At 43.1% G+C, this 19,209-nt stretch carries 14 protein-coding genes; 8 read left to right on the top strand and 6 right to left on the bottom strand.

Translation table 11 applies throughout. From position 1 onward, the window contains the following. Positions 1-35 precede the first annotated feature (35 nt). Positions 36-1,037, bottom strand: a complete 1,002-nt coding sequence (locus tag BTV98_RS10355) for a patatin-like phospholipase family protein (RefSeq protein ID WP_058369733.1) — start codon at positions 1,035-1,037, stop codon at positions 36-38. 262 nt (positions 1,038-1,299) lie between these two features. Between BTV98_RS10355 and recG the strand changes: the two genes are divergently transcribed. Then, positions 1,300-3,660, top strand: a complete 2,361-nt coding sequence (gene recG, locus BTV98_RS10350) for an ATP-dependent DNA helicase RecG (RefSeq protein ID WP_058369732.1) — start codon at positions 1,300-1,302, stop codon at positions 3,658-3,660. 139 nt (positions 3,661-3,799) lie between these two features. On the opposite strand, the gene BTV98_RS13655 is transcribed toward recG, so the two are convergent. After that, positions 3,800-3,964, bottom strand: coding sequence for a hypothetical protein (locus tag BTV98_RS13655; protein ID WP_178379376.1), 165 nt, complete (start codon positions 3,962-3,964; stop codon positions 3,800-3,802). 538 nt (positions 3,965-4,502) lie between these two features. Here BTV98_RS13655 and BTV98_RS10345 point away from each other — a divergent pair. From BTV98_RS10345 to BTV98_RS10335, 3 genes are all read left to right on the top strand, one after another. Then, positions 4,503-5,786 carry an efflux RND transporter periplasmic adaptor subunit gene (locus BTV98_RS10345; protein ID WP_058369682.1) on the top strand — a complete coding sequence of 428 codons (1,284 nt, stop codon included), beginning with the start codon at positions 4,503-4,505 and terminating at the stop codon, positions 5,784-5,786. Next, a complete protein-coding gene (locus BTV98_RS10340; protein WP_058369681.1) occupies positions 5,783-8,893 on the top strand; it encodes an efflux RND transporter permease subunit in 3,111 nt (1,036 codons plus the stop codon). Before BTV98_RS10345 ends, BTV98_RS10340 begins: the two co-directional genes overlap by 4 nt. Before the next feature lie 105 nt (positions 8,894-8,998). Continuing rightward, a complete protein-coding gene (locus tag BTV98_RS10335; protein WP_058369680.1) occupies positions 8,999-9,613 on the top strand; it encodes a YceI family protein in 615 nt (204 codons plus the stop codon). A gap of 288 nt (positions 9,614-9,901) precedes the next feature. Here BTV98_RS10335 and BTV98_RS10330 read toward each other — a convergent pair whose 3' ends face one another. Together BTV98_RS10330 and BTV98_RS13800 are read right to left on the bottom strand one after the other, a co-directional pair. Further along, complete coding sequence (locus tag BTV98_RS10330) at positions 9,902-11,302, bottom strand: surface lipoprotein assembly modifier (RefSeq protein WP_075103545.1); 1,401 nt, start codon at positions 11,300-11,302, stop codon at positions 9,902-9,904. Between the two features lie 90 nt (positions 11,303-11,392). Further along, positions 11,393-13,021 carry a Slam-dependent surface lipoprotein gene (locus tag BTV98_RS13800; RefSeq protein ID WP_256713894.1) on the bottom strand — a complete coding sequence of 543 codons (1,629 nt, stop codon included), beginning with the start codon at positions 13,019-13,021 and terminating at the stop codon, positions 11,393-11,395. Between the two features lie 531 nt (positions 13,022-13,552). On the opposite strand from BTV98_RS13800, the gene BTV98_RS10320 reads away from it, so the two are divergent. The 4 genes from BTV98_RS10320 to BTV98_RS10305 all read left to right on the top strand — a co-directional run bounded on the left by BTV98_RS10320 (position 13,553) and on the right by BTV98_RS10305 (position 17,236). Continuing rightward, positions 13,553-14,575 (top strand): DUF1852 domain-containing protein, encoded by a 1,023-nt coding sequence (locus tag BTV98_RS10320; protein ID WP_058368508.1) that lies wholly within the window; start codon positions 13,553-13,555, stop codon positions 14,573-14,575. 61 nt (positions 14,576-14,636) lie between these two features. Continuing rightward, positions 14,637-15,665: a methionine synthase gene (locus BTV98_RS10315; RefSeq protein ID WP_058368509.1), complete on the top strand. Its 1,029-nt coding sequence runs from the start codon at positions 14,637-14,639 to the stop codon at positions 15,663-15,665. Between the two features lie 134 nt (positions 15,666-15,799). Next, complete coding sequence (locus tag BTV98_RS10310; RefSeq protein WP_058368510.1) at positions 15,800-16,315, top strand: flavin reductase; 516 nt, start codon at positions 15,800-15,802, stop codon at positions 16,313-16,315. 87 nt (positions 16,316-16,402) lie between these two features. After that, on the top strand, positions 16,403-17,236 hold the full coding sequence (locus tag BTV98_RS10305; protein WP_058368511.1) for a sulfite exporter TauE/SafE family protein: 834 nt from the start codon (positions 16,403-16,405) through the stop codon (positions 17,234-17,236). Between the two features lie 168 nt (positions 17,237-17,404). Here the strand turns inward: BTV98_RS10305 and BTV98_RS10300 are convergent, their stop codons facing one another. Next, positions 17,405-17,878, bottom strand: a complete 474-nt coding sequence (locus BTV98_RS10300) for a hypothetical protein (protein ID WP_058368512.1) — start codon at positions 17,876-17,878, stop codon at positions 17,405-17,407. 132 nt (positions 17,879-18,010) lie between these two features. Further along, positions 18,011-18,802: a tRNA pseudouridine(65) synthase TruC gene (gene truC / locus BTV98_RS10295; protein ID WP_227511715.1), complete on the bottom strand. Its 792-nt coding sequence runs from the start codon at positions 18,800-18,802 to the stop codon at positions 18,011-18,013. Between the last annotated feature and the right edge of the window lie 407 nt (positions 18,803-19,209).

Genomic DNA, 19,209 nt, shown 5'->3' with positions numbered 1-19,209 from the left:
GCAATTGATAATTGCGGTGCTTTTTTTTGGCGACATTAAAGCGTAGCGTACTTACTACTAGATTTTTCTTTAATAAGTTGTTTAATGCCGTTGGCCTGCGGGGTAGTGGCTTGCACGCCAGCCATGATAAGTGCGCTACGCTGATTAGTATCTAACGAGCTGATATGGCCGACATCAGGGGTAATCACAATATCAGCGCGCTCGCGCTCATTACTTACAAGTGAGCGGTGACTAGTGGTTGAATAGCGAGTATTAGAGGATAGATTGTTTTCAAGTAATCCCCAAAAGCTACTTAAAGAGGTGACAGCGGGTAGTAAATTACTAGTCATATTTTTTTTACTTGATGTGGGTACAGTCACATCGACAGCGATAACAATATCAGCGCCCAAATCTCGAGCACTATCGACAGGGACTAAGCTGATCACTCCGCCATCGATATATTTTTTGCCAGTTTTTTCGGGTATGCGCGGCGCAATAAAAATATTAGGCACGCTACAAGACGCTTGGACGGCAAGCCCTGCATCTCCGGTGGTAAAGACCGCCTTTTTTAGCGTATGCTTCTCAGCAGCGATTGCGGCAAAGCGGATCGGAAAGTCTTCTATTGCGCGACCACCAACTTTAGCATTGATAAAGTTTTTGAGCTTGATGCCTTCAATAAAGCCTTGATTGGATAACACAAAGTCTGTTAACTCGCTATCAGGTGTGTTCAATGCTAATTGTTCAAGCCGCCGTGGAGTATAGCCACTGGCATATAGGCTACCAACTAAGCTGCCGACACTCGTTCCAACTACGAGTGTTGGTGTGATACCGCTTTCTTCTAACGCCTTAATAACACCAACGTGAGCAAAGCCTTTGGCGCCGCCGCCGCCCAGCACCAATGCTACTTTTGGGGCTGCTACGACTGGCTGAGCTTGGACAAACGAGGTGGTTGGTCCAATATTGTTACAAGCACTGACACTCATACCACACACAATTAATAAGCTTGGGCATAATAGTTTTTTATAGTTCAGTTGTTTAAGATTGGGATAAACGAACATAAAAAGCCCTTTTATAAAATATTCTAAAAAGATAATTGCCAGCAGATAAATGACTGGTTAAGTATTAAGTGTATAGACGCACGATTACTAAACAACTTAGCATTATCAATAGTATTGTCAGCTATAATAATTGAAGTACACTGCTGTTATAGCCATTAATTGTCACGATATTTAGCTATGCTTTTATAAATAGAATCATACAATAGTGAAGTATAAAGCATTTAAATATATAGAATTTAAAATAATATCTTTAAGGTTTTTGATGCCAATATCTAGCCATTCCATAGCCGACTTATCAAACAGTGTGTTGCCCAAACAGTCGGCTTCAGCATTAGATATGCCAGTGACGGCGCTGGCAGGTGTCGGACCAAAGGTGGCAGAGCAATTAACGCAACTGAGTATTACACGGATTTTTGATTTATTGCTCCATTTGCCACGTGATTATGAAGACCGTAGCCGACTCGTATCTATCGCAGATGTAGGGCATGGGCAAGCGGCATTAATCACGGGGCGGGTGGTACATGTAGATACTAAACGTAGCGGCATGACGGTGATTGTAGACGATGATACTGGCACAATCTCTCTACGCTTCTTTAAGGTCTATCATGGCCTTGCCCAGACCATGAGTGTGGGCACGCGACTACAGCTGTTTGGGGAAGTAAAAGTCAGCCGTTACGGCAAGCAGATGCATCATCCTGAATATCAGATTTTGACTGATAGTGTCGCCATTACCAACACGGGCCTACAGCCCATCTATCCGAGCGTCAAAGGCCTGCATCAAAATAAATTACGTACTTTGATTAAGCTGGCCCTACAAACCGTACGCGGCCAAGGTTTACCAATGACGCTATTTACGCCAGAGGATTTTGCTGTAGTAGCAGATTTGCCATTAGCGCCCTTTGAGCCGACTAAACTACTGGTTACAGAGACGGATTATTCAGAAGATATATTCTCAACCTTAGCGCGTAGTGTGCCAGACAACGCTGCTACTGACCACGTTAACAAAGCTGGTGTGACTACTTATGACGCAAGTAACAAAGGCAATTCGGTCGCCGTTAGTGGCGCTCATAACAATGCTCACAGCAATGTTTACAACTTAACAATATTTGAAGCGTTAGTGCTACTGCATACGCCGCCTACTTACACCGATGCAGGCCAGCAGTATAAGCTGCTCACTCAATTAAGCGCGCGTACACATGCTGCTTGTCAGCGCCTTATTATTGAAGAGCTAACCGCGCATCAACTCAGTCTGTTGTATCGCCGTCAGCAGCTGCATCAGCATAAAGCGCCTAAATGTACCACTCAAAGTCCATTGGCTGATAAGTTGTTTGCGGCATTGCCCTTTGATCTGACAGGTGCACAGCAGCGTGTGATGAAAGATATCACCGCTGATATGGCAACTTCTATTCCGATGCTACGATTGGTGCAGGGTGATGTAGGCGCAGGTAAAACTTTAGTCGCAGCAGGCGCAGCGGGCTACGCGCTTGATAGTGGCTGGCAGGTGGCCGTCATGGCACCGACTGAGATTTTAGCAGAACAGCATTTATTGAACTTTAAACAATGGTTTGAGCCGTTGGGTGTCGGTGTTGGCTGGCTCGCTGGCAAGCAAACGGCGAAGCAGCGCCGCGAAGCGTTGGAAGCCGTGAGCGAGAATACGGTGCAAGTGGTCGTCGGTACTCATGCATTATTTCAAGAGCAAGTACAATTTGCCAAATTGGGCTTAGTCATTATTGATGAGCAGCATCGTTTTGGGGTTGAGCAGCGTATGGCATTGACCAATAAAGGTGTGGCGAATAGTACGCCGCATCAGCTGATTATGACTGCAACACCGATTCCGCGTACGCTGGCGATGAGTGTCTATGGTGATATGGACACCTCTATCATTGACGAGTTGCCACCCGGGCGTACACCAATTACTACCGTAACGATTGATCGCAACCGCCGTGATGACGTGATAGAGCGCATCGCGATTAATTGTGAGGCGGGTAGGCAGGCCTATTGGGTGTGCTCGTTGGTGGAAGAGTCGAGCGTACTCGATGCACAAGCTGCTGAGGCGACTTATGAGGACTTAAATGCGCGCTTAGACATTCGTATTGGCCTGGTTCACGGCAAAATGAAGTCCGCTGACAAGCAAGCCATCATGCAAGAATTTAAAGCGGGTAAACTTGACTTGTTGATTGCTACAACGGTCATCGAAGTCGGGGTTGATGTACCGAACGCATCTTTAATGGTCATCGAAAATGCCGAACGACTGGGTCTGTCGCAACTGCATCAATTGCGTGGACGTGTTGGGCGTGGCTCAACCAAAAGTTTCTGCGTATTGCTATATCAAAAGCCTCTATCAGAGACAGGTACAGAACGTCTTAATGTATTACGCGATAGCACCGATGGCTTTGTCATTGCCCAAAAAGACTTAGAGCTGCGTGGACCAGGTGAGCTGCTGGGCAAACGCCAAACGGGTAATGTGGGCTATTATCTGGCTGATTTGATTCGTGATGAGCAGCTGTTTGCCATTGCGCAGCGTTTGGCGAAGCATTTAATTGCAGACCCCAGGCGTAAAGCTGATGTCAGCCAACTTATTCATCGCTGGATGCCAGCGGCCAGTCGCTATACCAATGCTTAAGAAATGGCTTGATGAGTAATATTGAATCTAAGCGCTACTGAGTTTAAGTACTAAAAACAAATAAAAAAGAGGACAGTAATTGCTATCCTCTTTTTTATGTTTAAACGGTTTATATATCTAACAAACATCTAAAAAAAGCTTATTTAGCTTTGTTCTTATTTTTAGATTTTTTCTCAGGCTTCTCTTTTTTCGCTTTCTTCAAGGCTTTTTTAAGGTCTTTGAGGTTTTTATTTTGGTCTTTAATGTTTGCCTTAGTGTCTTTTATTTCTTGCTTTATCGCTTTAACTTTTTCTTTATTAGCCATGTTGGACTCCTTGGTTTATGATTTAAAGTGATGGTTACCCACTGTTTGACATTAATATAGTAATCGATGCTAACGGATTAATCCCGCTGTTCCAATAATGTCATTAAGTGGGTGATGTCGTGAATTAATAGTATCAAACCAACCCAACAACACAAGACAGAACTGTATGTCGTATGTAGTGCGTAATACTTGATAGCGTTACGACTATCATCGTCGCAAATGTTGGTGAATAAAGGCTAATAAAATCGAAACCTAATCGTCATATCTAGCCGATATTCATATATGGATAGTCATATCGGCTCATTACTCTTTATTCATAATTTTTCAAATCTATATCATCATTACTGAACGTATGTTCTGTATTTCGGTTATTATTTATAATTATTTTTGAACAGAATAGGGATAAACTACAGTTGACCTATTAGTACGATAGACTACAATGCAAAAAGCTGTCAATAATATAAACTGTCTATATCACCCCGCTAAAAATAATATTTACCCTCTTTTCTATCAATGCGCTTATTTATAGAGACCGATTATGAGTGACCTTCAAGACCCTAATGATAAGCAAGTGTCTAATTCTACATCTGAGTCTGAGTTGCCGCCTTATCGCAACCTTAATACGGCTAAGCATAAACCCTCAATAAAGCTGCCTGTGTGGCTATTGCCTGTACTGTTAGCGGTGCTGGTCATTGGTGTGCTGTTAGGAAAATACTGGGGTGGTAATGACTCGTCTACGGATGAGTCAACCGTTACCTCTGGGACTCAAAGTGATATAGCGCCTACTAATATAGATAACGATCAAGCCGTCTTATCAGTTGAAACCGTGCAGCCGAGTCAAGATAGTGTCGGCAACACACTGAAAGCTGACGGCACAATAAGCGCCAAAGATATTGCAAATGTCAGTGCCAAGGTCAATGGCGTGGCAATTGAACGGGTATTGGTCGAAGAAGGTACGCGCGTCAAAGCCGGTCAAGTGTTGGCGATATTTGATACCGATGCTATGGAGCAGCAGGTCTTGCAAGCGGAAGCAGATGTGGCCGAAGCCGAAGCCACGCTTGCCAATGCGAGTGCAGATGCGGCACGTGTGCTACCGCTACTTGATATAGATGCCATTAGCAGACAAGAAGCAGACCGTTACCGTACTTCTGAGATTCGTGCTAGAGCATCCTTGCAAGCATCGAAAGCTCGCCTGAGCAATCAGCGCCTAAATCTTGAAAATGCAAAAGTCGTTGCGCCAGTGAGTGGGGTAATCAGTGACAAGATGGCTGAGGTCGGCATGGTCGCAGGTGGTGAGCCACTATTTACGATTATTAAAGGGGGGGTTTTAGAGTGGCGTGCTGATATCGATCCTAAGTTAATCGGTGATGTAAACGTGGGTACGCCTGTCAAAGTCAACTTGCCAAGAGACCAGTCGGTGATGGGGCAAGTCAGTCGTATCGCGCCGACAGCGGATAACAACCGTCAAATTACTATCTACGCAAGCTTAAATGACAATTCTGCAGCGCGTGCGGGTATGTACCAAACCGGTGAGTTTTTGCTTGGTAGCGAAAGCATGCAAACGGTGCCCAATAGTGCCATTGTCAGCAATGATGGTTATGATTATGTGATGCTAGTGACGGATATCAAAACCCAGAATGGCAAAACGGTTGGACGTATTCAACAGCAGCGCGTGACCCTAGGAGATCGTATTGGCGACAGCGTCATACTTGCAGAGCCTTTGCCAAACGATGTTAGCTTGGTCAAGCAAGGTGGTAGTTTTTTAAATGATGGTGACTTGGTACGCGTCGTTGAGAGTCAAGCTGTGCAGGCAACATCATGAATATGAATGTATCTACCTATTCAATTAAAAACCCACTTGTTGCGATTTTATTGTTTGTCTTGCTAACACTCGGTGGTTTGTTTGGCTTTCAACAAATGAAAGTGCAGCAGTTCCCTGATATTGATCTACCAGCGGTCGTAGTCACGGTTACTTTGCCCGGAGCCGCACCGTCACAGCTCGAAAATGACGTGGCTAAAAAGATTGAAAACAGGCTAACCAGTATTGAGGGTATTAAGCACATTCGTACTACCTTACAAACAGGTGCTGCGACTATCGCAACTGAGTTTGTGTTAGAAAAAGACATTCAAGAAGCCATGGATGATGTACGTTCAGCTGTCGGTGAGGTACGTGGAGACTTACCAGCAGCTGCTAATGATCCTATTATTACCAAGGTGTCGACAGCAGGATTTCCAGTAGTCACCTATTCTGTGACTGGGAATAATATGAGTGTTGAGGACTTATCATGGTTCGTTGATGACACCATTACCAAGCGCTTATCTGATATTCAAGGGGTAAGCGCTATTAGCCGGATTGGTGGTCTTGAGCGTGAGATTACCGTTGCCGCTGACCCTATCATGCTTAGTGGTTTGCAACTCTCCATCCCTCAATTGTCTCAGCAGATCGCTGGTATTCAGCAAGACAGCGCAGGCGGAGAAGCTGAAGTTGGTACTACGACTCAAACCATTCGGGTGTTGGGTGCAGTAGAACGCGCTCGCGAGCTTAACGATTTACAGATTGCTGTCCCTACTGGAGGCACGCAAGCGTTAGGCCGTATGGCTGAAGTGACGGATGGCGCGGCTGATCCTAGCTCTGTTGCCAAATTAGATGGCGAAACCGTGGTTGCCTTTAACATCACTCGTTCACGCGGTGCCAGTGAAGTTGAAGTCACTAAAAGAGTGGACGCGGCACTGGCACAGTTAAGTGCTGAGATGAGTAATATCGAGGTCGAAAAAGTCTACGACCGTGCGACCCCAGTAGAAGAAGACTATGAGTCTTCATTACGTATGTTGATTGAAGGCGGTATTTTAGCAGTCGTCGTCGTGTTCTTATTTTTACGCAATATTCGTGCAACGATTGTCGCCGCTGTAGCCTTGCCATTGTCGGTCATTCCTACCTTTTTGGGTATGTATCTGTTTGATTTTAGCCTCAATATTATTTCGTTATTGGCGTTATCACTGGTCATCGGGGTGTTGGTCGATGATGCTATCGTTGAGGTCGAAAATATTATCCGCCATTTACGGATGGGTAAAACGCCTTATGAGGCAGCGATGGAAGCCGCTGATGAAATTGGGCTTGCGGTTATTGCCACTACCTTTACCTTAATCGCAGTGTTTTTACCCACAGCCTTTATGGGCGGTGTGGTTGGGCAGTTCTTCCGCCAGTTTGGCTGGACAGCAGCGATGGCTATCTTTGCCTCGCTATTGGTCGCACGTTTAATTACCCCGATGATGGCAGCCTACATTTTGCGACCAGAAAAACATCGGGTCGAAAAACAAAGCGCATTGATGACCTGGTATCTAAAGATAGTGTCATGGACACTTCATCATCGTTGGTTGACCATGGGTGCCACCTTATTATTATTTGTAGGGTCACTAGCTCTAGTGCAGCTGCTACCGACCTCGTTTATTCCTGATAATGACATTGATCAAACGCGAGTAGGCATTGAGCTGACACCCGATGTTGAGCTTGAAGATACCGAGCGGGTGACTGCATTGGCACGTGAGCGTATTTTAGCGTTGCCTGAAGTCGCTCATGTCTTCTCTTCAGTTGGACAAGCACAAGAGGCTATGGGGCCGAACAGCTCTAGCGGTAGTGGCGGCGCAAAAAACATTGCCAGTTTAGATATTGTTCTGACACCGCGTGCCGAACGTATCTCTAAAAAGGAGATTGAACAACATATTAGCGCCATATTGACAGAAGTACCCAGTGCGCGCTTTACAGTAGGGCTATCGAGTGGCGGCGAGACCGGATATAGCTTTTCATTGACCAGTACCAATCCGCAAGTGTTGGAGCAGACCGCGCAACAAATCATGACGGATATCCGCGCGCTACCAATTGCAGGTGCTGTCACCAGCGATCGCAGCTTACCGCAACAAGAGCTGACTGTGACTCCTGATCGGCTAGCGATGGCAGATAAAGGTGTCACCACGCAAGATATCGCAACCACCTTACGAATAGCGACAGTAGGTGACTATGAACAGCGCCTGTCTAAGCTCAATTTAGATACGCGGCAGATTCCTATCGTGGTGCGCTTACCTGATGTGGCCAAACAAAATGTCAATCAGTTAGAAGGCTTGTATGTACCTAGTACAAACCCAGCCGGTCAAGGTGTGCGTGTCGGTGAAGTCGCTGACCTCAATTTTGGTACAGGACCTGCAAAGATCAGCCGTCTCGATCGTGAGCGTTCAATCACTATTACAGTGCAGCCTGGTACAGGTGAGCTTGGTGAATTGGTAGATGCAGTCAAAAACACCCCTACCATGCAGCAACTACCAGCCTCTATTACAATGATTGCACAGGGTCAAGCGGAAAACATGGCTGAGCTATTTAGCGGTTTTGTTATTGCTATGTCGGTGGGTATTATCTGTATCTTAGGCGTCTTAATTCTACTCTTTGGTAAGCTTTTACAACCCTTTACTATTTTGATGGCGCTGCCGTTATCGATAGGCGGTGCATTTGTAGGTTTGGTTATTACAAGCAGTAGCTTATCCATGCCGTCGATGATTGGTTTTATTATGCTGATGGGTATCGCCACCAAAAACTCTATTTTATTAGTCGATTATGCCATTATTGCGCAAAACAGAGGTCTAGCACGTTTTGAGGCCATCATCGATGCCTGTCGCAAGCGCGCCCGTCCTATCATTATGACCACTATTGCGATGGGTGCTGGCATGTTACCGCTCGTGTTTGGCTGGGGTGATGCCGATCCTACCTTTAGGCGTCCGATGGCAGCTGCTGTGTTAGGTGGTCTGGTAACCTCGACGTTATTAAGTTTGGTCGTGATTCCAGTCGTATATACTTTGATGGATGACTTGTCAGGATGGTTCGCTAAATGGTTGATTCCGCACGGTAAAGATAACGACAGTCCAGCTGCTGATAAGTTATAGTATTAGGAAGTTTTATTAAAATAAATAGGGCATAAAGCAATAGCACAGCAGGGAAGTAAGCCCTCTATAAAACTAACTAACGATTATAAACAAAGGAATGTCATTATGAGTCAGCTTCCATTTTCTAAAACAATATCGTCTTATCGTAAACCTTTAATGGCGTTACTTGTGATGGCAGGTGGTTTCACTAGCAGTTATGCTGCTACTTACCACATTGATCCTACTCATGCTAACGTGCGCTTTGTCATTGACCACTTTAATACGTCTACTAATACTGGCGGTTTTTATAATATAACCGGGCAGATAGAGTATGAGCCAAAAGCAAAGACAGGTGACGTCTCGTTGGTCATCCCTATAAACTCTATAAATACTGGCAACAAAGCTTTCGACTTGGCGTTAAAAAGCCCTGACTTCTTTGATGTAGAGAAGTTTCCATTGGCTTATTTTCAGTCGACCAAATGGCACTTCGGCGATGAAAAAACAGGCTCGCAAGTCACACAAGTTGATGGTAACTTGTCTTTACATGGTGAGACGCATCCAGTGTCTTTGACGGCTACCAAGTTTAACTGTTACTTTAATATTATGCTAAAAAAACCAATCTGCGGTGGTGATTTCACTACTACGATAGATCGGACAAAGTGGGGCATTAGCAAATATGTCTTACTCGGCATCACTAAGGATGTAACCCTTAATATCCAGATTGAAGCAGCGAAGCAGTAGTTTGATAGGTTTAGAATCTAGGGCGTGTCCTCAATTCAGTTGATGGTCATCTAAATGGGTCAAAAATGGCTAAATTTTGCCAAACAGCATTAAATAGCTAGGCAATATCTTGATATTATCTGCGCTATTTTTCTTGTTTGACAGCAATTTATCTTATTTTTATCACCATTTTTAAAATGAGGACACGCTAGTATCTCTGAGTTTTGTGAATGCTCAACAGACCCTAAGCGTTACCTATCAAATCTAGCCTTGTTTCAAGATATAGGGTTTCAGATATAGCTGTGAATTTTAAAAGTACTTATCTACCTTAACGAAAAATGTACTGTTGCTACGCTCATAAAGTGGCAAGTTACTATCAATTTTCTGATATTCGTAGTTTAACTTAGGTGTAAAACCCTGCCAACTAAGTTTTTTATGTCCTAGGGTTGTACTAAATTGATATTCATCGTCTTTACGTTTTTCGCCATAAAAGAAATTATCTTCTTTAAAATCTCGCTGAGCGTAACGCAGACTGCTTCTCACACTAATATTTTCTCCAGAAAAAGCCATTCCTCCACGTATACCTTGACGATCTGATGATTCGGCCTGATCCGCTAGATCATCACGCATGAAATCAGCACCAGCATAAACCAACCATCTAGGTTTGGGTTGATAAAGCAAAATCCATGCGATGCTATTAGCATGACCATCGTAGTAACTCGCTAAATCGTCATCTGTATAGCGTTTCTGTATGTGAGAAAGATTACCAGAAATTTGCCACTGATCTGATATTTTTCGATTGTACTCTAATGTCAAACCGTAATTTTGATTATACTGACTTCCGCCTAGTAGGTTTTGCCCTGCAATTGCTACAGCGCCCCATGACCGTTCGATATTTTTGTGACGATATCCTAAGTTTGCTTGCAGCGTTAATTCACTATAGTCACTATTGTCCCAGTAATTTACACCTTCCGTATCTATGCTCGTATAAGCGTAATGATTGCCCATTATATTTTTTTCTTTTGCAGCACCAACGTTGTATCGTATTCCATGCGCCTCTTGTGGCAATGAATCATCACTACGAATAAATGTAGCTTCACCAACTACTAATTCTCTTATATCGGATGCTTGATTAACGTTATCAGTAGACTCATAACTAAGGTTAAAATTAGGCTGCCATTCTTGGGATTTTTTTATACTAGCCAAAACCTGACCAACTAAAGACTGTAATGGCGGTGCAAGATAAGGCGCAGCGGTTTCTAATTCAGTTTTTGCTTCGGCATAGCGCTTGTCTTCATACAGCATCATTGCCAAATCAAACCTTGGGTAATGTAAATCTGGTTGACGAGCTAATATCTGTCGGTACAAGGTGATAGCTTCTTTTTGACGACCTTGATGCCGATACAATGCTCCTAATCCATAATCGTATAGCGTTGGATCAAAGTTTGTAGCGGTACGATATTGACCCAATAACTTCTCTAGTTCTAGCCAATCTTTATGGATAATAGCAAAATTGATTCTTTCTTCTAGGCTGCTATTTTCTTTTGTTGGTGCAGGATTCGGTGTATCAATATCAGGTTGATTCAGTAGTAATTCTGGTTGTATTTGTGGAATATTCTGAAAAAACACGTTTTGGGCAGGGGGTACTTCCTGCGCGAGAACTGGTGTAGATAAAGTGATACAACAGGCTATATAGAGCTTTATTTTCATTAACTTTTACCGATATCATAAAAAACCGTTTGAAATATATGTTAAATACTTCAAACGGTTTAATTTACTTATTGAAGGATGAGCTTTCTGTTATTTAGAAATTTCACCACGAGTACCGCCAAAGCCAATCGTATCTTTACCATCGAATACAACCTTGCCAGCGATTTCTTCAGCTTTTTTGCCAAAGAAGTCTAGTGAATAACTTCCGTTTCTAAGGCCTTGTTCAACTGTTGAGTTAATACCCGTACCTGATATGGTACCTTGTTGTAAATCAACAGTATCGCCTAAACCAGTGATTGAACCAGCACCAGTACGGTTAGTGAAATTCACATTATATGACAAAGCACCTTCTTTAATATTTTTAGAGGTAGTTATACTTGGGAAAGAACCACTATAATCAATGTTTGTTTCAGTTTTATAAGTGCCATTAAAAGCTTTACCTGTATAAGTAGCGTTTCCTAATGTTGGAATAGCATCAGAAGCAGTTTTTAATCCTCTAATAGTAATATTAGAGTCTCTTTCATCAGTGATAATAGCACCTGTCTGATTGTTGTAAGATAGTTCTCCCGAATAATTACCTAAAACAACAGAATATGGCTGATTATAAACTACAGTTTGAATTCTCGATTCTTGTGTAAATGCGTTTCTTGTACTACTACTAGACGCACTTGTATTTGCAGTAATAGCACCAACCGGATATACATTATCTGAGATACCTTTTGCTGCACTCGCTTCTGCTCGTAATGCTTTTTCAGTATTCTCTTTTATAATAGTGTTCAAAGCGGACTGCGCGTCTGTTTCACTAGCTTCTTTGTTCGCTTCAGCATAGGCAGCTGCTTGTTGATCAGTTAATCCCGCTGTTTTAGCGGCTGCTAACAATGCCACGCGATTCGCTTCAATTTTTTGTAGACGTTCTGCTTCAGCTTTTTCAGCGGCAATTCTGTCGGCTTCGGCTTTTTCGGCAGCAATTTTTTCAGCAACCAAAGTATCTAGTGCAGATTCTGCTTCTGTTTCACTAGCTTCTTTGTTCGCTTCAGCATAGGCAGCTGCTTGTTGATCAGTTAATCCCGCTGTTTTAGCAGCTGCTAACAGTGCCACGCGATTCGCTTCGATTTTTTGTAAGCGTTCTTTCTCAGCTTTCTCAGCGGCAGCTTTCTCAGAAGCAGCTTTCTCAGCAGCAGCTTTCTCAGCAGCAGCTTTCTCAGCAGCAGCTTTCTCAGCAGCGGCTTTCTCAGCGGCAGCTTTCTCAGAAGCAGCTTTCTCAGAAGCAGCTTTCTCAGCGGCAGCTTTCTCAGCGGCAGCTTTCTCAGCGGCAGCTTTCTCAGCGGCAGCTTTCTCAGCAGCGGCTTTCTCAGCAGCGGCTTTCTCAGCAGCGATTCTATCGGCTTCGGCTTTTTCGGCAGCTATTTTCTCAGCAACTAATGTATTCAATGTAGATTGTGCGTCTGTTGCGTTAGCTTCTTTATTCGCTTCAGCATAGGCAGCTGCTTGTTGATCAGTTAATCCAGCTGTTTTAGCGGCTGCCAACAATTCTAGACGGTTAGTTTCGATATTTTTTAACCGTTCTGCCTCGGCTTTTTCAGCCTCAGTTTGCTCTACTATTGGAGGTAGTTTTGTAGATGGGTCTGAAAAGTTATTACTACCGCTGCTGCTACAGGCAATAATACTTACTGTTACAACAGCGAGCAAACTTGCTCTCGATAAATACTTTAGATTCATTTTTTTCTCCATTTAAGCATAGGTGTTTGTAATATTTCGATAGAAGAATTTTGTTCGGTTTGCTTTGGTATAGCTCTTAAAATATGTTTGGTTTTAATATGTTACTATATTGTATATAAAAGTGTACAGTAATAATTTCATGTTTGTTTATTGTTAGTTATTTTTAATTAATTATTCTAATTTTATTGTGCATTGGCCTACAGAGGTTGAAAACGTATCTAAATATTTATTCCAAAGAGAGGATAATTTATTTCAGTGTTTTGCATAACTTACTGATTTAAAAATTAGGAACTTACTTAGCTATGAACAATTCGGCAGAACCTTACGGATTATTAAAATAAGAGCTGCACATTAGTTTTAGAATAACGAAATTGTTGACTTCTAATCATTATGATGAATAACATGAATAATATTCATCTTATCTTAAAATAGTATCGTTTTTATTCATGTAATGCCTTAGGTATGATTCATCTCATACAGAAATTTGGTTTTATCTCAAATAATGAGAGTAGATTAAGGTAGTGGATTATCATGAGTAAACAATTTACATATTCTATCTCGAGCATTCGTTTTGATGAAAACTATCAGCCTGCAGACAGCACGCGTTTGACGACTAACTTTGCGAATTTGGCGCGTGGCGAAAACCGTCAAGACAACTTACGCAAGACGCTCGCCATGATAGACAATCGTTTTAATGCGCTGGCACATTGGGACAACCCAACCGCCGATCGTTACTCAGTAGAGGTTGATATCATCTCAGCTGACCTAGATATCGAAGGCCATGGCCGTACTTTCCCAGTCATCGAAACCTTAAAAACAACGATCGTCGATCATAAAGACAATACCCGCATCGATGGGATGATTGGTAATAGTTTTTCTTCGTATGTGCGCGATTATGACTTTAGCGTTGTGCTGCCAGAGCATTTCGAACAGAACCCAGGCACACCGCCCGCAGAGAGCTTCGGCGAACTGCATGGCAAACTGTTCCAACACTTATTGAACTCAGAGGCCTATAAAGCCAATTTTAATAAACAACCTGTCATTTGCCTGAGCGTATCCAGCAGTAAAACCTATCAGCGCACAGGCAATCAGCACCCTGTATTGGGTGTTGAGTATAAGCAGGATGAGCACTCGCTTACCGATGATTACTTTTATAAGATGGGCTTAATCGTGCGTTACTTTATGCCTGCAGGCAGTGTGGCACCCTTAGCATTTTATTTTGCAGGCGACCTGCTCAGCGACTACAGCGATCTTGAGCTGATCAGCGCGATTGCGACGATGGAGACCTTTCAAAAGATTTACCGTCCTGAGATTTATAATGCCAACTCGGCAGCGGGTAGGGTCTTTCAGCCAAGTTTGAACTATCAAGATTATTCACTCACGCAAATTGAATATGACCGTGAGGAGCGTAGCCAGATGGCAGTGACGCAAGGTAAATTTACGGAAAATGAGTTCATTAATCCATACAAAGCGATTCTTGATGAGTGGGCTGCAAACTATGTTGTTGCAAGCAATACTGTGCAAAAAGAAGCGGTTAAAAAACGCGCGGCTTAATAGACCCTTATCAACCGACATATAAAAGACTAAAAGACTAAAATATAAAAGAGTAACCAACATGAAGCTATTATTACCAACGTCAACAGCAGGCAGCTTGCCAAAACCGTCTTGGCTGGCAGAACCCGAGAAAATCTGGTCACCTTGGGCATTAGAAGGTGATGAGCTGATAGAGGCAAAACAAGATGCCCTACGTCTGACCCTACAAGAACAAAGACATGCAGGGATTGATATCGTCAGTGATGGTGAACAGACCCGTCAGCATTTTGTCACCACCTTTATCGAACATCTCGATGGCGTCGATTTTGAGAAACGTAAAACCGTTAAAATTCGTGATCGCTATGAGGCGAGTGTGCCGTCAGTGGTGGGTAGCGTAAGTCGCCAAAAGCCTGTATTTGTGGACGATGCTAAGTTTTTACGAGCACAAACTAATCAGCCAATCAAATGGGCGCTGCCAGGCCCCATGACCATGATTGATACGCTGTATGATGACCATTATAAAAGCCGTGAAAAACTGGCTTGGGAGTTTGCCAAAATTCTCAATCAAGAAGCCAAAGCGTTAGAGGCAGCTGGGGTAGATATTATCCAATTCGATGAACCAGCGTTTAATGTGTTCTTCGATGACGTCAACGATTGGGGCGTTGCAACATTGGAGCGTGCTATCGAAGGTCTTAACTGTGAGACAGCAGTACATATCTGCTACGGTTATGGCATTAAGGCCAACAACGACTGGAAAAAAACCTTGGGCTCAGAGTGGCGTCAGTATGAGCAAGCTTTTCCAAAGCTTCAGCAGTCAGCGATCGATATCGTCTCGCTTGAGTGCCAAAACTCACATGTGCCGATGGATTTGATAGAGCTTATTCGGGGTAAAAAAGTGATGGTCGGGGCAATCGATGTCGCTACTAATGATATTGAAACTCCTGAGGAGGTGGCTGATACGCTACGCAAGGCCTTACAGTTTGTCGATGCGGACAAGCTCTATCCCTCGACTAACTGCGGCATGGCGCCACTGTCTCGTGAGGTGGCGCGCGGTAAGCTACATGCGTTGAGTGCTGGTGCGACAATCGTACGTCAAGAGCTGACGGCTTAGTATTTATCCATGCGTCTGGCTTGTTTAAGCTTATGAGTGACCTCAGTTATTATTGAACTTATAGTTTTAAAATTTAATTATTGCAGGCTAAGTGCGCTTTAAAAATAAGCTGCGATAAATTTGGGATTAAAGATATGATTGAAGCCACTGATTTTAGAGATGCCATGGCGCTATTACCCACGGCGGTCAATGTTATTACCACAAACGGCCTCTCTGGCACTCATGGATTTACCGCCTCGGCGGTATGTAGCGTCACCGATACGCCGCCAACGCTGCTGGTTTGTATGAATCAAGCCGCGCGCTCACATGTGCATTTCGTAGATAACAAAGTCTTGAGCGTCAATGTGCTTGGAGCCCATCATGAACACATATCTAATGCCTTTGCCTCCAAGCTATGCTCTACAGATCGGTTTGAATATGGTAGTTGGACTGAGCTAAGCACTGGCGCGCCTGTATTGGTAGATGCTTTGGTTAGCTTTGACTGCGAGATTGAAGACATTCAGCAAGTGGGCACGCATAGTGTGTTTATATGCCGAGTGGTCGCCATTAAACACGCTAAGCCACAAGGCAGCACTGATGGCGGCCCTGATGAAAGCTTGGTATATTTTAACCGAGCCTATCATTACGTCGGTCAAGTCGAGACTATGTAAATGAGTGCTTGATTCAATGTATCTCATTTATATTGATCCAACTTTCAAAGCCATCTTATTACTTACTAACTAAGAAGACGCTATCTCGTGGAATTTCTCATTTTTTTAATCATCGGCGCACTAGCAGGGTTTGCGGCCGGACTGTTTGGCGTGGGCGGTGGCACTATCATTGTACCGCTATTGTTTATCGTTTTTACCCAAATGGGCTACGATGCCGATACCATCATGCATCTGGCTTTGGGGACATCGCTTGCGACCATCATCGTCACCTCGATCAGCTCATTAATGGCGCATAATAAAAAGGGCGGTGTCATGTGGCCGGTCTTTAAAAACCTCGCCCCCGGTTTGGCTCTAGGCTGCTTTTTGGGAGCAGGAATAGCAGGGCAAATATCAGGGTTATATCTGCAGCTCATCGTCGGGGTGTTTTTACTTTGGGTCGCTTATAGAATGTTTATGGGTGGCAAAAAGAAAGTAGCTGCCAATATCAGTAATACGACCAATATTAACGATAATAATCCAGCGTTGCCTTCAAAACCAAAACAATTGGCAGCGGGTGGGGTGATTGGTGTAGCATCGGCCATCTTTGGTATTGGTGGCGGCAGCTTAACGGTGCCGTATCTCACCCGTTATGGGGTCGTCATGCAAAAAGCAGTGGGCACTTCAGCGGCATGCGGTTTGCCTATTGCCATTGCTGGCGCGTTAGGCTTTATGTTCTTTGGTATGCAGCAGCATATTGATGTGCCCAATACCATTGGCTTTGTGCATATTTATGCCTTTTTGGGCATTGCGAGTATGAGCTTTTTTACTGCCAAAATTGGCGCTAAAGTCGCTCATATGCTTTCACCGCCTCTGTTGAAAAAGTGTTTTTCGGTATTGTTATTCGTAGTGGGGCTTTATTTTCTTTATAAAGGGCTGGTTTAGGTATGGCTTAGCGGTCTAATATAAGGGGTTCTCTTATAACAGTCTATTTTAGGTGGTCTATTTGTTGTTTAATGCTCTTAATTAAGTGGTTCCGTTGAGGTATACCAGCATAGTTAATTTTTTCTCTTAACGCTATCATTGATAATTTTATTGATCTAAGACAGTCTTTTAATTTTCTATATCCATTGTCCCAATTTTAGCCAATGTAGGGTTTAGACACTTTTTATCTCCTTGCTTTTCATATTCTATGCCAATGGGGCTTTGGGGTACGTAATCTGAATACTGACCATTTGTTAAAATAAAATCGCCCATCTTATAAATACGTCCATCTAAAATCAAAGTTTTGCTCGATTCATCCCATTTAACAATATCTTTTGGGTAGAGTGGAAACATAGCTGTGTTATAAATGCCATCTCTACCTACTAAGTATATACATCCATCTTTCCATGCAAATCTCCCCTCTACAACAACGGCTGATTGAGCTGGTCTTACCGGATTGACGTAGTAATAGAAAATGCTGGTCTTCCACGTAGGCTTCATGGTTTCTTGAATAGGTTTTATTTGTTCAGATCGTGTAGCCACTGTGGTTGTCGTACAACTGGTGACTAATAAGCTTGCTAAAATTAAAAATTGTTTTCTCATCTTCATCCTATAAATTCTTGTAACATAGTCGACATTTCATTTTGAAAAGTACACTGCTATGTACATTGATTTTATATAAATAGATTTAGAGTACTGATCGCAATATCTCATAGCCTAACGTTCAAGTCCTCACTAAGAGCTTGAATATTCAGCACTCTTGACCCAATCAAAAGCTTCCAAAATGTTTCTCCATTGATCGTCTAATTCCGCTTTTAGCACCAATGACTCACCAGTGACTGGATGACTGAGCGCTAAACTTTGCGCATGCAGCAGCATACGCGTACAATCATATTGAGTACGAAAAAATCGATTGTGCCGTCCGTCACCATGGCTAGTATCGCCTACTATAGGATGGAATAGATGTTTCATATGCCTGCGCAGCTGATGCTTACGTCCCGTCTCTGGCGTTAGACGCACGAGACTATAGCGGCTAGTATCATGCTTTCTTGATACCGCAAATGGCAGCTCAATTTGTGCTAGACGTTGCCAATGGGTCACCGCTTCTTGCGCAGGTTTGTCCAAGTCAGCAAATTTATCGGCGATGGCATCGGGCTTAAAGCTTAACGCATAATCAATACTACCTTGCTCTGACATAAAGCCGCGTACCACGGCCAGGTATTGCTTACTAACCTTGCGTTCAGTAAACGCCTCGGTCAGACTGCGCGCCACAGCAGAGCTTTTAGCAAAGAGCAACACGCCTGATGTCGGCCTATCCAACCGATGTACTGGATATACATGACACCCTACCGCATCACGAGTCAGCTGCAAGGCAAAGCGCGTCTCGCCCTTATCCAGCCAACTGCGATGGACGAGTAAACCCGCTTCTTTATTAATCGCTACCAAAAACTCATCTTCATAGATGATCTCTATTGGGTCGGCATGTTGGTCAGTGTTGCCGTTTTCGATGTCCATATCCATGTTCATGTCTTAAATGCCTATACGGTAGATACTATCATTATATAGCTACTGCCTTTTATACATATCGTTTTTACCGCATTTATAACGGTATAACAAATTTTTATCGTGTTTATAAGTTATAAATAATAAATGCGTGATTATATTGAAATATCGTCAAGTTATTACAATTTTCCATATTTTGATGCAAAAAAATCTACTGTGTTAGTAAACTATAAGGAGGGGGGAGTTAGCTATAAATAGTTACCCATCATACTAAATGTAGATAGTTGTTTTGAACTAAAAGAGAAGTTAAGTGGGTAAATCCTAAGTAGTATTGTTCAGTTAAGTCATCGTCTTGTCATATTACCTTCATCAAAATGTCATAACTAATGACTACACTGCTGACCTATCCAAGATAAGTACTAAAACTTTTA

Source organism: Psychrobacter sp. Cmf 22.2 (genome assembly GCF_001921745.1).
Classification (GTDB): domain Bacteria; phylum Pseudomonadota; class Gammaproteobacteria; order Pseudomonadales; family Moraxellaceae; genus Psychrobacter.
Note: the sequence above shows the minus strand (reverse complement) of the source record. Positions and strands in the feature narration are given on the sequence as shown.

Coding starts and splice junctions, on each gene's coding strand:
- BTV98_RS10355 (WP_058369733.1), bottom strand. CDS start 1,037: ATGTTCGTTTATCCCAATCTTAAACAACTGAACTATAAAAAACTATTA.
- recG (WP_058369732.1), top strand. CDS start 1,300: ATGCCAATATCTAGCCATTCCATAGCCGACTTATCAAACAGTGTGTTG.
- BTV98_RS13655 (WP_178379376.1), bottom strand. CDS start 3,964: ATGGCTAATAAAGAAAAAGTTAAAGCGATAAAGCAAGAAATAAAAGAC.
- BTV98_RS10345 (WP_058369682.1), top strand. CDS start 4,503: ATGAGTGACCTTCAAGACCCTAATGATAAGCAAGTGTCTAATTCTACA.
- BTV98_RS10340 (WP_058369681.1), top strand. CDS start 5,783: ATGAATATGAATGTATCTACCTATTCAATTAAAAACCCACTTGTTGCG.
- BTV98_RS10335 (WP_058369680.1), top strand. CDS start 8,999: ATGAGTCAGCTTCCATTTTCTAAAACAATATCGTCTTATCGTAAACCT.
- BTV98_RS10330 (WP_075103545.1), bottom strand. CDS start 11,302: ATGAAAATAAAGCTCTATATAGCCTGTTGTATCACTTTATCTACACCA.
- BTV98_RS13800 (WP_256713894.1), bottom strand. CDS start 13,021: ATGAATCTAAAGTATTTATCGAGAGCAAGTTTGCTCGCTGTTGTAACA.
- BTV98_RS10320 (WP_058368508.1), top strand. CDS start 13,553: ATGAGTAAACAATTTACATATTCTATCTCGAGCATTCGTTTTGATGAA.
- BTV98_RS10315 (WP_058368509.1), top strand. CDS start 14,637: ATGAAGCTATTATTACCAACGTCAACAGCAGGCAGCTTGCCAAAACCG.
- BTV98_RS10310 (WP_058368510.1), top strand. CDS start 15,800: ATGATTGAAGCCACTGATTTTAGAGATGCCATGGCGCTATTACCCACG.
- BTV98_RS10300 (WP_058368512.1), bottom strand. CDS start 17,878: ATGAGAAAACAATTTTTAATTTTAGCAAGCTTATTAGTCACCAGTTGT.
- truC (WP_227511715.1), bottom strand. CDS start 18,802: ATGAACATGGATATGGACATCGAAAACGGCAACACTGACCAACATGCC.